The 15,628-nt window shown below is 39.4% G+C and carries 15 protein-coding genes; all 15 read right to left on the reverse strand.

Annotation, left to right across the window (positions count from 1 at the left end):
• Window positions 1-15: 15 nt before the first annotated feature.
• The 15 genes from yqfC to lepA all read right to left on the reverse strand — a co-directional run bounded on the left by yqfC (window position 16) and on the right by lepA (window position 15,538).
• Complete coding sequence (gene yqfC / locus U9R83_RS22720) at window positions 16-300, reverse strand: sporulation protein YqfC (RefSeq protein WP_013059232.1); 285 nt, start codon at window positions 298-300, stop codon at window positions 16-18.
• A 59-nt stretch (window positions 301-359) separates the two neighbouring features.
• Entirely contained in the window at window positions 360-821 is a 462-nt protein-coding gene (locus U9R83_RS22725) for a hypothetical protein (RefSeq protein ID WP_014458186.1), read from the reverse strand.
• A 31-nt stretch (window positions 822-852) separates the two neighbouring features.
• The gene (gene floA, locus U9R83_RS22730) at window positions 853-1,836 is read right to left on the reverse strand and encodes a flotillin-like protein FloA (protein WP_013059234.1); all 984 of its coding nucleotides are present in this window, start codon (window positions 1,834-1,836) and stop codon (window positions 853-855) included.
• Window positions 1,836-3,167, reverse strand: a complete 1,332-nt coding sequence (locus U9R83_RS22735) for an NfeD family protein (protein WP_243549948.1) — start codon at window positions 3,165-3,167, stop codon at window positions 1,836-1,838. Before U9R83_RS22735 ends, floA begins: the two co-directional genes overlap by 1 nt.
• A 178-nt stretch (window positions 3,168-3,345) precedes the next feature.
• Entirely contained in the window at window positions 3,346-3,789 is a 444-nt protein-coding gene (locus tag U9R83_RS22740; RefSeq protein WP_013059236.1) for a GatB/YqeY domain-containing protein, read from the reverse strand.
• 15 nt (window positions 3,790-3,804) lie between these two features.
• Window positions 3,805-3,978, reverse strand: a complete 174-nt coding sequence (gene rpsU, locus U9R83_RS22745; protein WP_013059237.1) for a 30S ribosomal protein S21 — start codon at window positions 3,976-3,978, stop codon at window positions 3,805-3,807.
• A gap of 226 nt (window positions 3,979-4,204) precedes the next feature.
• The gene (mtaB, locus tag U9R83_RS22750) at window positions 4,205-5,563 is read right to left on the reverse strand and encodes a tRNA (N(6)-L-threonylcarbamoyladenosine(37)-C(2))-methylthiotransferase MtaB (RefSeq protein WP_013059238.1); all 1,359 of its coding nucleotides are present in this window, start codon (window positions 5,561-5,563) and stop codon (window positions 4,205-4,207) included.
• A gap of 5 nt (window positions 5,564-5,568) precedes the next feature.
• On the reverse strand, window positions 5,569-6,321 hold the full coding sequence (locus U9R83_RS22755; RefSeq protein WP_014458184.1) for a 16S rRNA (uracil(1498)-N(3))-methyltransferase: 753 nt from the start codon (window positions 6,319-6,321) through the stop codon (window positions 5,569-5,571).
• 19 nt (window positions 6,322-6,340) lie between these two features.
• Window positions 6,341-7,282 carry a 50S ribosomal protein L11 methyltransferase gene (prmA, locus tag U9R83_RS22760; protein WP_042992417.1) on the reverse strand — a complete coding sequence of 314 codons (942 nt, stop codon included), beginning with the start codon at window positions 7,280-7,282 and terminating at the stop codon, window positions 6,341-6,343.
• A gap of 117 nt (window positions 7,283-7,399) precedes the next feature.
• Entirely contained in the window at window positions 7,400-8,530 is a 1,131-nt protein-coding gene (dnaJ, locus tag U9R83_RS22765; protein ID WP_013059241.1) for a molecular chaperone DnaJ, read from the reverse strand.
• Between the two features lie 235 nt (window positions 8,531-8,765).
• The gene (dnaK, locus tag U9R83_RS22770; RefSeq protein WP_014458181.1) at window positions 8,766-10,583 is read right to left on the reverse strand and encodes a molecular chaperone DnaK; all 1,818 of its coding nucleotides are present in this window, start codon (window positions 10,581-10,583) and stop codon (window positions 8,766-8,768) included.
• Between the two features lie 30 nt (window positions 10,584-10,613).
• On the reverse strand, window positions 10,614-11,174 hold the full coding sequence (gene grpE, locus U9R83_RS22775) for a nucleotide exchange factor GrpE (protein WP_028411655.1): 561 nt from the start codon (window positions 11,172-11,174) through the stop codon (window positions 10,614-10,616).
• A 105-nt stretch (window positions 11,175-11,279) separates the two neighbouring features.
• On the reverse strand, window positions 11,280-12,308 hold the full coding sequence (gene hrcA / locus U9R83_RS22780) for a heat-inducible transcriptional repressor HrcA (RefSeq protein ID WP_013059244.1): 1,029 nt from the start codon (window positions 12,306-12,308) through the stop codon (window positions 11,280-11,282).
• A 91-nt stretch (window positions 12,309-12,399) separates the two neighbouring features.
• On the reverse strand, window positions 12,400-13,539 hold the full coding sequence (gene hemW / locus U9R83_RS22785) for a radical SAM family heme chaperone HemW (RefSeq protein ID WP_115654928.1): 1,140 nt from the start codon (window positions 13,537-13,539) through the stop codon (window positions 12,400-12,402).
• Window positions 13,540-13,714: 175 nt separating this feature from the next.
• Window positions 13,715-15,538 (reverse strand): translation elongation factor 4, encoded by a 1,824-nt coding sequence (gene lepA, locus U9R83_RS22790; RefSeq protein WP_013059246.1) that lies wholly within the window; start codon window positions 15,536-15,538, stop codon window positions 13,715-13,717.
• Window positions 15,539-15,628 lie beyond the last annotated feature (90 nt).

Below are 15,628 nucleotides of genomic sequence, written 5' to 3' on the forward strand. Positions count from 1 at the left end.
TTTTTCCTCCTTGTGTTATTGTTCTAAATAAAGAACTTGATTGATTTTACCTTCTAAAACCAGTTCTTCTGGCAGTATTACTTTAATGACCAGTCCTTCACCTCGAATTAACATTTGTCCCTGTTTTAGTAACACGCGTATTTCAGTATCAGAAAAGGCTAATAAACCTTTATGATTTTCAATATAAATGTGTATTTGTCCAACTAACGTAATACGGGGAAGATCCATTAATACATCAGCGGGTAGTTCCATTGTTTTTGTCATCCATCTTTTCATTTGGTGTCTCCACTTTTTGCTCATAAAAAGAACCCCCTTTCATCTCATGTTTATGAGAAAGGGGGTTAATGTATCACATCTATTTATCGTTTATATTTACGTTGTTTCGATTTTGGCGGCCCCAGAATTTCGGACCATACCACTCCTTGAACAGCTTCTTTACGAGAAATGGGCTTGAGAACGTTTTTCTCACCCGTGATTTTTGGTTTGTCAACCGTGATTTTCTTTTGAATAGACGGTTCATGATGCGGACGATTTTTTAGCTCTTCCAATTTTTCTTGCAAAGGATTTGTTTCTGCTGAAGGAACAGTTTCCGGCTCCATACGAGCTGTTTTTGGCTCTTCTTTGACAGGACGATATCTAGGTCTTTCCCGCCTTGAAGGATTGTTTACAGGAGGCATAGGAGCTCTTTTAGAACGCTGCTGTTCTTCCTCTTTTGACTGAGCCATAAAACGCTGCACAACGTTAAAAATAATCCCTCCAATGATGACAAAAATGAAAGCATTATTAATAATTAGTTTAATAAGCGTTTCAACGATATTCATTAGGAGAAAACCTCCTTGTTAAGCTGATTCATTATTTCTCATCGTCTTCTTTAGACATTTTTCCAATTGAATCACGCATATCCGTATCAGCAGTCAAGTTTTGAATATTCATATAATCCATGACACCAATATTGCCAGAGCGCAGTGCTTCTGCCATCGCTAACGGTACTTCTGCTTCTGCTTCTACTACTTTTGCACGCATTTCCTCTACTTTTGCACGCATTTCTTGTTCTTGAGCAACGGCCATGGCACGACGTTCTTCGGCTTTTGCTTGTGCAATATTTTTATCTGCTTCCGCTTGGTCTGTTTGAAGAACTGCCCCAATATTTTTACCAATATCGATGTCAGCAATATCAATGGATAAGATTTCAAACGCTGTTCCTGAATCCAGCCCTTTTCCTAACACCGTTTGAGAAATCATATCAGGATTTTCCAATACTTTTTTGTGATCTTTTTGCGAACCAATTGTGGAAACAATCCCCTCGCCAACACGGGCAATAATCGTTTCTTCTCCAGCTCCCCCTACTAGTCGATCAATGTTTGCACGAACGGTAATTCGGGCTTTTGCCTTGACTTCGATTCCATCCATAGCCACCCCTGCAATAAAAGGTGTTTCAATAACTTTTGGATTAACGCTCATTTGCACAGCTTCGAGCACATCACGGCCCGCTAAGTCGATAGCTGCTCCGCGCTCAAATGTTAACTCAATATTTGCTCGGTGCGCTGCAATCAACGCATTTACCACGCGGTCAACGTTACCGCCTGCTAAATAGTGGCTTTCTAATTGATTAATGGTAATACCTAAACCTGCTTTACTTGCTTTAATTAACGGGTTCACAACGCGAGATGGTATCACTCGACGAAGTCTCATTCCGACCAGTGTGAAAATACTAATACGAACGCCTGCTGCTAATGCTGAAATCCATAGCATAATCGGTACAAAAGTGAAAAAAACAGCTAAAGCAATGATTGCTAGACCAATAACTACAAAAAACAATACGCTACCTACTTCCATTAATTAAGGTCCTCCTTTTTCAAAGGCTCTGTAAGCTTCCGCACCACAACCCTTGATCCCTCTACTTTTATAATATTTACTAACACATCTTTGTCTAAATATCCGCCTTCAGTGACTACATCCACATACTCTTCATCGATGAGCACGGTACCTGAAGGACGCAGCGGTGTTGTTGTTTTACCTTGTTTTCCTATTAATTCATAACGATTTTGATTCGATACATAACCAGATTCGGTATTAAGTGAATCATTAAGCACCATTTTTTTGAAAGGTGTAAGCTTTCTTTTAAAAAATTTCATCATCACAAACGCACCTCCCAGTGCCACCACTATTGCAATTACAAGAGAAATTCCCATTTCGACATTATTATCTGTTGACATAAAAAAACTTAAAATGATAGCTCCAAGCCCTAGTAGTCCTAAAATTCCGCCTGGTACTACAATCTCTAACAGAAGCAGTATAATTCCTGCTATAAATAAAACGACCGCTTCCATTCCTGCTAATCCTGCTACCATATGACCATAGAAAAATAAAAGAAGTGAAGCTACTCCAATAGAGCCCGCAATACCAAATGAAGGCGTAAACAATTCAATTACAATTCCTAAAGCACCAATGGATAATAAAATGGGCACAACAAGCGGATGGGTAAGAACACGAGCAATTTGTTCACTTACACTCATTTTTGCATACGTCAGTTTAGCATCTTCATAGCCAAGTACGCTCAGGAGATTATCTAAATTTTTTACAGTTCCTTCTGAATAACCAACTTGCTCGGCTTGCTTCGGAGTGAGCGTCAACAATTCGTTTCCTTTTAAGTTGAGCTCAGGTATTACCATCTTTGTGTTTGCCATCGCTTCTGCATATTCAGGGTTTCGGTTATTTTGTTCTGCTGCGCTCTTCATAGCCGATAACCAGTAGGACTGAGCTTTTTTTCCTGCTGCATTTCCCTGTTGGTCAATCACAGCTGCCGACCCCATTGTAGAACCGGGTGTCATATAAATTTGATCGGCGTTAAGTGCAATATACGCTCCGGCTGATAATGCTTTTTTATCGACAAAAGCAGCGGTAGGAATAGGTGTTGAGGTTAAGCTTTTAGCTATTTCAGAAGCTGCATCTACAGCTCCTCCAGGAGTATCTATGTCCAATATAATCAAGTCTGCACCGTCATTTTCCGCATCTTCAATGGATCTGTTTAGAAAAGAAAGCAGTCCATTTTCTACTGTTTTATTTACAGGAATAACGTGTACGCGCTTCACGTCAGCGGTGCTAATAGTGGGGAATAACCCAGTGGCTAAGATAAGAAAGCACACGAAAGAAAATAAGGTTTTCACCGAATACACTTCCCTCCTTCCATAGATAGTATGAGCATGTATCTGTATATACGAATAACTTTAACAATAGTTTCAAATTTTTTAAAATTTATCTATTTTATTCTTCACACTAGAAAAATAAAACATACGTTCGATTGTTATCCATATAAAAAACACCTTACACAAGGTAAGGTGTTTTTTATGATAAGTGTTGAAGGACAAGCTTATTAACAAGAGAGCCATCCGCTTTGCCTTTTACTTTCGGCATAAGCGCTCCCATAACTTTCCCCATATCAGCTTTAGAGGAAGACTGCGTTTCTTCAATCGTCGTTTTAATAATTTCAGATAACTCTTCTTCAGTTAGCTGTTTAGGAGCGTAAACTTCTAAAACCGCTAATTCAGAATGAATTTTATCAACAAGATCTTGACGACCTGCTTTCTCAAATTCATGGAGGGAGTCTTTACGTTGTTTGAATTCGCGAGAAATAACCGTCAACTCGTCTGCTTCAGTTAGGTCAGTTCCTAACTTAATGGCTTCGTTTTGAAGAGATGCTTTGACCATACGAATGACCCCAAGCTTCTCTTTCTCTTTGTTTTTCATCGCTTGTTTCATATCACTATTTAAACGCTCGAGAAGACTCATAAATCCACCCTCTTATTAGAACTTGCGTTTTCTAGCAGCTTCAGATTTCTTCTTACGCTTTACGCTAGGCTTTTCATAGAATTCGCGCTTTCTTGCTTCTTGTAACGTACCAGTTTTTGAAACTGAACGTTTGAAGCGACGAAGAGCATCTTCAAGCGATTCGTTTTTACGAACAACTGTTCTTGACATTCTAATTCCCTCCCTCCGAACAAAACCACTAACATCATAATGAAATGACATGTTAGACATGTCTTTTGCAATTATAATATAATGATTCCTTAAGGTCAACCGCTTTACATAAAGTAATGCAGTTATTCCCCCTTTATTTTATGAACTTTCTTGATAAAACATTACTCGTTCAGCTTTTTTATACGTATGAAAAAAGCTGCGTAAACACGCAGCTTTTCAATAAGTGTTATGAGCTCATTTTCACCTGATCTTGAAGATGAACCTCATCTAGCACGCGAACAAACTCACCTTCATTGTAAGGATATCCAGCTTTTGAAATTTTAACTTTTACAAGCTTTCCAACCATTTCTTCAGACGCTTTAAACACAACCTTTAAGTAGTTATCAGTATACCCTACATATAAACCACTTTCAGGATCTTCTTTATATTTTTCTTCCGGAATTACTTCTAGTACTTCTCCTTCAAACGTTGAAGCATATTCTTTTGCCAATTGATTTGAAAGTTCAATTAAACGATGCACACGTTCATTTTTTACTTCTTCATCAATTTGGTCGGTCATACGAGCTGCTGGCGTACCTGTACGTTTAGAATACGGGAATACGTGAAGCTCTGAAAAACCGTGCTCTTTAATAAAGTTATACGTCTCCATAAACTCTTCTTCTGTCTCACCTGGGAAGCCGACAATAACATCTGATGTAATCGCTAATCCAGGAAGAGCTTCTTTCAGACGGTTTAAGCGCTCACCAAAGAACTCCATTGTATACTTACGACGCATGCGCTTCAATACCGTATTTGAACCTGATTGAAGAGGAATATGCAAATGACGTACAACCATTTCTGATTGATCTAGTACCTCAATCACTTCGTCCGTAATTTGGCTTGCCTCAATTGACGAAATACGAATGCGTTTTAATCCTTTTACTTGCGACTCTAAATCACGAAGAAGCTGTGCAAGATTGTAATCTTTCATGTCTTCTCCGTATCCGCCAGTGTGAATACCTGTTAACACGATTTCTTTATAGCCTGCATCCACTAGCTGCTGTGCTTGTGCTACGACTTCTTTAGGATCACGAGATCGCATTAAACCGCGAGCCCATGGAATAATACAGAATGTACAGAAGTTGTTACAGCCTTCTTGAATTTTTAACGACGCACGCGTACGGTCTGTAAATGCCGGTACATCTAGCTCTTCATATACGCGTGTTTTCATAATGTTTCCTACACCATTAATCGGTTGACGCTCTTTTTTAAATTGTTCAATATAATCAAGCATCTTAACGCGATCTTGTGTACCTACTACGATATCAACACCAGGAATGGCCATAATTTCAGCTGGCGAAGTTTGAGCATAACACCCAGTTACACAAATAACCGCATCTGGATTTTTTCGCACAGCTCTGCGAATAACTTGACGGCTTTTTTTATCTCCTGTATTTGTTACCGTACATGTATTAATTACATATACATCGGCAGTTTGTTCGTATTCAACACGCTCATAGCCTTGGCCTTTGAACAATTGCCAAATTGCTTCTGTTTCATAGTGATTTACTTTACACCCTAGCGTGTGAAAAGCAACTGTTGACATAATCGTCACCTCATTAACTCAGTTTGATAAGATATAGCAGACAGCGCATATAAAGGAGCTGTTTCTGCTCGTAAAATTCGCGGACCAAATCCGCTTATTGTAAATTCATTTTCTTCTAATACTTCTACTTCCTGCTCGGTCAAACCACCCTCGGGGCCTACAACCACAAGCACGGAATTGCCGGGTTTTAAAGCTGAAAGAACAGCGTGTAGATGAGATGTTTCTCCTTGCTTTGCTCTTTCTTCATAGGCTACAACTTTATGAGTATAATCACCGCTAATTTCTACTAGTTTTTTAAAAGAAATTGGGGCTTCTACTGCTGGTACAATCGTACGATGAGATTGTTCTGCAGCCTCTTTAGCAATCTTGTTCCAGCGATCTAATTTTTTTTGACTCTTTTTATCATCCCATTTAACAACTGAACGAGCCGCAATAAAAGGGATAAACTTATATGCCCCAAGTTCTGTCCCTTTTTGGATAATAAGCTCGAGCTTATCCCCTTTAGGCAGACCGTTCACAATTGTAACATGGACTGGAAGCTCTTTTTCTTCGCTTATCCATTCTATAATAGATGCTTTCACTTCGTTAGCGGAAATATTTTCAATTTCACACAATGCAGCTTGCCCCTGTTCATTACAGGCAATAAACTGTGATCCTTCATTCATTCTCATGACGCGTGAGATATGATGGGCATCATCATGTGTCACTATGACACTTTGCTCTTGAAATTGATCATTTGGCAGAAAATAACGTTGCATCTTGACACCTTCTCACTTGTTAAGCTTGTTTTTGCGCAATAATTGCTACCCAGTCTTCCATAAGCGTTACTTCTTGAATAACAAAGCCCGCTCCCGTTAACGCTTTTTTGACATCTTCTTTTTTCGCACTAATAATACCTGATGTAATGAACATGCCTCCTGGCTTTAATACCTTTGCAGCATCGTCTACAAAACGAACGATTACCTCAGCAAGAATATTCGCCACAACAATGTCAACCGGTCCTTCTATACCTTGCAATAAGTTGTTTTGACCTACTGTTACGATATTTCCAACTTGATTCAGTTCAATATTTTCCCGGGCAGAACGTACGGCTACTTCATCAAGGTCTAGAGCTTGTATATCGCTTGCTCCTAACAGAGCTGCACCGATACTTAGCACGCCTGAACCTGTACCCACATCAATAACAGTATCTCCTGCTTTCACTGTTCTTTCCAATGCTTGAAGAGACATAACCGTCGTTGGATGCGTACCTGTACCAAAAGCCATTCCAGGATCAAGCTCGATAATTAATTCATCTGTGCTTACTTTTTCATAGTTTTCCCAAGTTGGTACAATCGTAAAACGCTCTGAAATTTTCACGGGGTGGTAATATTTTTTCCAAGCAGTGGCCCACTCTTCCTCGTTCACTTCACTGATCGTAACTTTGTTAGCTCCTAAATCAAAATCGTAAACAAGCAGTCCATTAATTTCTTTTTTAATACCATCCACAGTTTCTGCTAAAAAGCTGTTAACTGGAAGGTATGCTTTAATCACTACACCTTCCTCTGGGTAGTCTTCTACGTTTAAATCATAGATTTCACCAAAAGTTGTATCTCTGTCCTTCACTAAATCAGCAGGATCTTCAATGACTACCCCGCTAGCTCCTGATTCATGTAAAATATGAGAGATGGGTTCAATTGCTTCTTGCGCTGTATGAATACAAATTTCAGACCATTTCATTGCTACCAACTTCATCCTTTCTGCCTTCAGTAATATAGGATTTTAAATATGAACATGACAGATGACAGGTTGGCAAAGTACCTTTACCAACCTGTCTCTGTTTACTATGAAAGACAATTATTCTCCTTTAATTGCTCGTTTTACTTTTGCAAAAAAGGAATCATGCTGCTCATCAACGGCTTCTTGACCGCTCAGTTCAGCGAACTCACGCAATAATTGTTTTTGTTTTTCTGATATTTTTGTTGGCGTTACAACGCGAACGTGAATATGCTGATCTCCTTGACCATATCCTCGTACGTTTGCCACACCTTTTCCTTTTAAACGGAATTTCGTCCCCGTTTGTGTACCAGCAGGAATCTTCAGCTTCACCTTGCCGTGTAGAGTTGGCACTTCTACTTCATCACCTAGCGCTGCCTGAGCAAACGTTAAAGGCATTTCGCAGTAGATATCGTCTCCATCACGTTCAAAGAATTCATGAGTGCGCACGTGGAACACTACGTATAAATCTCCCGGAGGACCACCATTTACCCCTGGTTCTCCTTGAGCACTAACGCGCAGCTGTTGACCATCATCTACACCAGCTGGAATTTTAACATTAATTTTACGTCGCTTTGTTACTTTACCGTCACCGTGGCACGTTGCACATTTGTCTTTAATGATTTTTCCCGTACCATTACAATGATGACACGCACGTCGATTTACCACGCGGCCAAACGGCGTGTTTTGTTCAACGTTTAACTGGCCTGAACCATTACAGTGCGAACATGTATCGACTTTTGTTCCAGGTTTTGCACCTGAACCGTGACATGTTTCACACGTTTCTTCACGTGGAATTTCAATTGTTGTTTCTTTTCCGAAAACAGCTTCTTCAAAAGAAAGTGTCATCGTGTATTGTAAATCGGCACCTTGTCTCGGAGCATTAGGGTCACGTCTGCGACCACCACCACCAAAGATCGAGCTGAAAATATCTTCAAAGCCGAAGCCGCCAAAGTCTGAGCCGCCTCCACCAAAGCCGCCAAAGCCTTGATTTGGATCAGTATGACCAAATTGATCGTATTGTGCTTTTTTTTGGTCATCACTCAATACTTCATATGCTTCTTTTACTTCTTTAAATTTGTCAGCAGCATCTTCCGCTTTGTTAATATCTGGATGATATTGTTTAGAAAGCTTGCGGTATGCTTTTTTTATCTCATCTTTTGTAGCGCTCTTACTGATACCGAGTACTTCATAGTAATCTCGCTTACTCATCAATACTCACTCCCGAATCGTTTCACATAAACGTAATTGTATCATTATTAATAATTCCATAGCAACATAAAAGTTACTTTCTATTGCTCTCATGCACGCAGAGAGCCAAGAGAAAAACTTTCCCTTTCGCTTTTCCACGTTAAAAAAGTCAAAGCCAAGAAATAAGCTTGACTTTGACTTTTTAAAAAGATGTGAATCGCACCATGGCGTCATTCACGTTAGTCGTCAAGATGCATTATTTTTTGTCGTCGTTTACTTCTTCAAACTCTGCATCTACAACATCATCATTTTGAGCGCCTTGTTCACCTGCTTGCTGAGCTTGTTGAGCTTGCTCATACAATTTTACAGTTAACGCTTGAACGATTTCTTGAAGCTCATCTTTTTTCGCTTTGATTTCTTCAAGGTCATTCTTTTCAATCGCAGCTTTTAAAGCATCTTTTGCTTCGTTAGCTTTTGTTACTTCAGCTTCTTCTACTTTTCCTTCAAGATCTTTTAATGTTTTTTCAGTTGTAAACACTAATTGATCTGCTTCGTTGCGTAGTTCCACTTCTTCTTTACGTTGCTTATCAGCATCTGCGTTTTCTTCCGCCTCTTTTACCATGCGTTCGATTTCGTCATCTGATAAACCAGTTGAAGATTTAATTGTAATAGCCTGCTCTTTGTTTGTACCTAAATCTTTTGCACGAACGTTTACGATACCGTTCTTATCAATATCGAATGATACTTCGATTTGAGGTACTCCGCGTGGTGCAGGAGGAATATCTGTTAATTGGAAACGTCCTAGCGTTTTGTTGTCTGCAGACATTGGACGCTCACCTTGAAGAACGTGAATATCTACAGCCGTTTGGCTATCTGCAGCCGTTGAGAATACTTGTGATTTACTTGTTGGAATTGTCGTATTACGCTCAATTAGCTTTGTAAATACGCCACCCATTGTTTCGATACCTAGTGATAAAGGCGTTACGTCTAGTAATACAACGTCTTTTACATCACCAGTTAATACGCCACCTTGAATTGCTGCACCAAGTGCAACTACTTCATCAGGGTTTACACCTTTATGAGGATCTTGACCAGTTTCTTTTTTGATTGCATCTTGTACCGCTGGGATACGAGTTGAACCACCAACTAAGATTACTTTATCAAGTTCGCTTGCAGAAAGACCTGCATCTTTTAAAGCTTGACGCACAGGAGCCATTGTACGCTCAACAAGACCTGCTGATAACTCGTCAAATTTAGCACGTGATAAAGATACCTCTAAGTGAAGAGGACCAGCTTCTCCAGCAGTGATAAATGGTAAAGAAATTTGCGTAGATGTTACGCCTGATAAATCTTTTTTCGCTTTTTCAGCCGCATCTTTTAAACGTTGAAGCGCCATTTTATCTTTGCTTAAATCAACGCCGTTTTCTTTTTTGAATTCAGCTACTAAATAATCGATGATTACTTGGTCAAAGTCGTCACCACCAAGGCGGTTGTCACCTGCAGTTGCGCGAACTTCAAATACGCCGTCGCCAAGTTCTAGAATAGATACGTCAAACGTACCGCCACCAAGGTCATAAACTAAAACTGTTTGATCTTCATCTGTTTTTTCTAACCCGTATGCAAGTGCTGCTGCAGTAGGCTCGTTAATAATACGCTCTACTTCTAAACCAGCAATTTTACCAGCATCTTTTGTTGCTTGACGCTCAGCATCATTAAAGTAAGCAGGAACTGTGATAACAGCTTTTGTTACAGGCTCACCTAAATACTCTTCAGCATAACCTTTTAAATGTTGAAGAATGATAGCTGACATTTCTTGAGGCGTGTATTGCTTACCTTCAGCTTCCACCTTATGGTCTGTACCCATATGACGTTTAACTGAAATAATTGTGTTAGGGTTTGTAATAGCTTGACGTTTCGCTACTTCCCCAACTTGACGCTCACCGTTTTTGAATGCCACAACTGATGGCGTTGTACGGTTTCCTTCTGGATTTGGAATTACTTTTGGTTCGCCGCCTTCTAATACAGCGACACAAGAGTTAGTTGTACCTAAATCGATACCAATGATCTTACTCATTGACAATGACCTCCTTCATAATATGTAGTGTTATTGATTCACTTTAACCATCGCAGGGCGGATGATTTTATCTTTTAATTTGTAACCTTTTTGAAGCTCTTCTACTACCGTGTTCGGTTCGTATTCATCGTCTTCTACTTGCATCACTGCCTGATGCTCGTATGGATCGAAAGTTTTCCCAACTGACTCAATTGCTTCAACACCTTCTTTTTGAAGTGCCTCTACCAATTGACGGTATACCATTTCTACACCTTGTAGCACAGATTTGGTTTGTTCGTCAGCTGTGTTAACTTGTAATGCACGTTCAAAGTTATCAAGTGCTGGTAAAATATCCGCAACCAATGATTGAGCACGGTATTTTTGAGCAGCTTCTGCATCGAGACGTGAACGACGACGGAAATTATCGAAATCAGCTTGTAGACGTAAGTAGCGATTCTCTTCTTCTTCAAGCTGTTGCTTTAATTGATCATTTTCTTGTTGAAGAGGGTTTACTTCCTCAGACGCTTCAGCTTCAGTTGCTTCAGCAGCTTCTGTTTGAACTTCTTCAACCACTTCTTCGTTTTGTTCTTCTACTTGCTTTTCGTTTGACAATTCATTCACCTCCCTTAAATGTTTACACACATTTTCACATTTTAAACAACGATTTTTATTTTATCACAGGGAAAGGATGGAAGTAATATATTCCACCCGATTCCTTTATTCTTTATACAAGTTTGTTAACACTTGAGACATATCTGATGATAGCAGTGTAAGCAAACTAATCACACGCGCATATTCCATACGGGTCGGTCCCAGTATAGCAATTGTGCCAAGCTGTTCGTGACCAAAAGAATAACTAGCTGTAATTAAGCTGCACCCTACCATTTCATTCAACTTATTTTCATGACCAATTTTCACGTGTATGCCAGCCTCGTTTGGGCTTAGCAGCTTATAAAACTGCTGTTCATGTTCAATAATGTTGAACAGCCCGCGAATTTTATTAAGATCATGAAATTCCGGCTGAGCAAACATATTCGTTTTGCCGCCAACTACTAATTTGCCATTCATGTTGAGCTTTAATGCATCATTGAGTATATCCATCGTCTGCTCATACCCTTGAATGTGGCTTTTTAAGAGCGTCGCTACTTCTTTGTACATTTTATCATGTAAATCAGTAATGCGAACGCCGATGAGCTTTTCGTTCAAAATGTTAACCATCTTTTCAATATCGGAAGGTTGAATACTGCTCGGCAGCGTAATCGTCCGACTTTCAACGTGTCCTGTATCGGTCACAATAATGGCAACAGCTGACTGAGCCGTTAAAGGTAAAATCTGCAGCTGTTTTAATTTATGGCTGACCGCTTTTGGCCCTAGCACAATGGACGTTAAACTCGTTAAATCAGATAAAATTTGCGCTGACTTTTGAACGAGCTGCTCCAGTTCTACAATGCGTTCAGCAAATACTGAACGTACCGTCGAGACGTCGCTTGCTTTCAAATGCTGCGGGGACACTAGATGATCAACATAATAACGATAACCTTTCTCAGACGGAACGCGCCCTGAAGAAGTATGAGTTTTTTCAATAAATCCAAGTTCTTCTAGGTCTGACATCTCATTACGAATCGTAGCCGAACTAAAATTAAACTCTTCTTTCTTAGATAATGTTCGAGAGCCTACCGGCTGCGCAGATCGAATGAAATCATCAATAATGACTTGTAAAATTAATAACTGTCGATCAGTAAGCACGCTTCATCACCTCTGTTAGCACTCTAAAACTCTGAGTGCTAAATCTAATAATAAATTACCAAATCACTATAGCGATGTCAACGATTTGATATTAGATTATCCCAATAAAGGCTTGAAAAACTTCATTCCCCAAAAATCGACCATTGTGTGTTAAAAAGACTGAGCCATTGTCTTCACCCAAAAGTCCTTTCTCTTTGTATTCTTGAATAGGTTCTCCAAATACATCTTTTAATTCTCGATTGAATTTTTTCTTAAACTCCTCTTTTGAGACTCCTTTTGTTTTACGAAGGCCCAAAAACATTTCTTCTTCCATTTTTTCAGCCTCGGTCACGCTCACTTCATTGAGATATGCATTTCCGTTTTGCTCGACCGAATCAATGTACTTTTTTAATGGTCCAATATTTGCTCGTCTTATTCCGTCTATATAGCTATGTGCGCCTGCCCCAATTCCGTAATAATCTTCGTTGTTCCAATATGTTAGATTATGAATACTCTCGTAGCCTGACTTTGCGAAATTACTGATTTCATATTGATGAAAACCTTGTTTGTCCATTTCTTTCATGAGCAGCTCATACATGGCTGCTTCTTCTTCTTGAGCAGGAAGAGGCAGCTTTCCTTTATTCATTAAATTATAAAATACGGTTTTAGGTTCAATAATTAACGAATAGGCAGACATGTGCTCTACCTCTAATGAAAAAGCGGTTTGAAGCGTAGAAGAGAAATCAGCTACTGTTTGTTCCGGCAGGCTATAAATTAAGTCTAAGCTTATATTCGACATTCCAATCTTTCTCGCTTGCTCAACACAATCAAATACCTGTCTATTTGAATGCACACGTCCAATTTTCTCCAATAATCTTTCATTAAACGTTTGTACACCAATGCTTAAACGATTCACGCCATAATCATGAAGAAGCTGAAGCTTTTCCTTTGTCAATTCATTCGGATTCGCTTCAAATGTAAACTCACCTTTTTCGTCATAAGGAAGATACATACGAATGGATTCTAAAAAATACTCTAGCTGCTGTTCATCTAACGCTGTGGGCGTGCCGCCTCCAACGAATATTGTGTTTAAATTGGTTGTTGGATAACGTTCCACTGTTTGTTTCATTTCTTCCCGCATGCTTTTTAAATATGGCATAACAGGCTGATTTTTGAAAAACACTTTATTAAAGTCACAATAGTGACAAATATGATGACAAAACGGGATATGCAGATATGCTGCCTTCACCATGGACTTTCACCTCAATCACATTTATAAATGATAAAAATACCGCAGAGTCTCTCTGCGGTATTTTTATCTATGTTCGTTCACACTTATTTACGGCGCTCAAAACTCTTTACTATCGTATCAGATTAGCTTCATTTTCAAAACTAATTCGACATGTTAAATAATAGAATTTCAGCTATTAATCTTCGTCCATGCGAAGCACAGCCATAAATGCTTCCTGCGGTACTTCAACCGATCCGACCTGCTTCATACGTTTCTTACCTTCTTTTTGTTTTTCAAGAAGTTTACGTTTACGAGAGATATCTCCTCCGTAACATTTTGCTAAAACGTTTTTACGAATGGCTTTAATTGTTGAACGCGCCACAATTTTTTGACCGATTGCCGCTTGAATCGGCACTTCGAACTGTTGACGTGGAATAAGCTCTTTAAGCTTTTCTACGATGACTTTACCACGATCGTAAGCTGAATCTCTGTGTACGATAAACGACAGCGCATCGACCGTTTCACCATTTAAGAGAATATCCATCTTCACAAGCTTCGAAGGCTGATATCCAATAAGCTCGTAATCGAATGACGCATATCCTTTTGTATTTGATTTTAATTGATCAAAGAAATCATATACAATTTCCGCTAGCGGAATTTCATACACAATACTGACGCGATTAGCATCCAAGTACTGCATATCAATAAAGTTGCCTCGCTTCTTCTGACAAAGCTCCATCACAGCACCAACATAATCGTTTGGTACCATCATCGTTGCCTTCACATACGGTTCTTCTACGCGTTCAATCTTTTGTGGGTCCGGCATATTAGACGGGTTATCTACAGACAGATGAGTCTCGTCTGTTAAATACACGTCATAAATAACGCTTGGAGCTGTTGTAATTAAATCAATTTTAAATTCGCGCTCAATACGCTCTTGAATAATTTCCATGTGAAGCAACCCTAAGAATCCACATCGGAAACCAAACCCTAAGGCCTGAGACGTCTCTGGTTCAAACTGAAGTGCAGAGTCATTTAGCTCTAACTTTTCTAGTGCTTCACGAAGATCGTTATACTTCGCTGTATCAATTGGATACAGTCCGCAGTATACCATTGGATTCAGACGACGATAACCAGGAAGAGGTTCACTTGCTCCGTTTTTAGCAAGAGTGATCGTGTCCCCTACTCGCGTATCTCCAACGTTTTTAATAGCTGCTGTTAAAAACCCTACGTCCCCAACAGAAAGTTCATCTTTAGCCACGGCTTTTGGCGTTAACACACCTAGCTCCGTTACCTCAAACTCTTTTCCTGTTGCCATCATTTTAATTTTGTCGCCTACTTTTACTCGTCCCTGTACGATACGAATAGATGCAACTACACCTCGGTATGCATCATAAAATGAATCAAAGATTAGTGCTTGAAGCGGTGCATCTGGATCCCCTTCAGGAGCAGGAACTTTTTCAACAATTTGTTCTAAAATCTCTTCGATTCCAATTCCTGCTTTAGCTGAAGCTAATACAGCTTCTGACGCATCTAATCCAATTACGTCTTCAACCTCTTGGCGCACTCGCTCTGGCTCTGCGCTCGGCAGGTCAATTTTATTAATGACAGGTAAAATTTCAAGGTTGTTATCAAGCGCTAAATATACGTTTGCTAATGTTTGAGCTTCAATACCTTGAGCTGCATCTACTACTAGAATAGCACCTTCACACGCGGCTAAACTTCGCGACACTTCATATGTAAAATCGACGTGTCCCGGTGTATCAATTAGATGAAAAGTATACTCTTCTCCATCTTTTGCTTTGTATTGAAGCTGCACAGCATTTAATTTAATGGTAATTCCACGTTCACGTTCTAAATCCATCGAATCCAAAAGCTGAGCTTTCATTTCTCGCTGTGTTAACGCATTTGTTTTTTCTAAAATACGGTCTGCTAATGTTGACTTACCGTGGTCTATATGAGCAATAATCGAAAAGTTTCTGATTTTCGATTGTCGTTTCAATCTTGCTTCTCTATCCATATTTTTTTCACTCCTACTGAAAATCGGCAAAATACACTAAATTAAATTATAACAACACATTCGTCAACATTCAATAAGCATTCCATTGGG

The organism is Priestia sp. LL-8 (assembly GCF_036227845.1).
In the GTDB taxonomy this organism is placed as follows: Bacteria; Bacillota; Bacilli; order Bacillales; family Bacillaceae_H; genus Priestia; species Priestia zanthoxyli.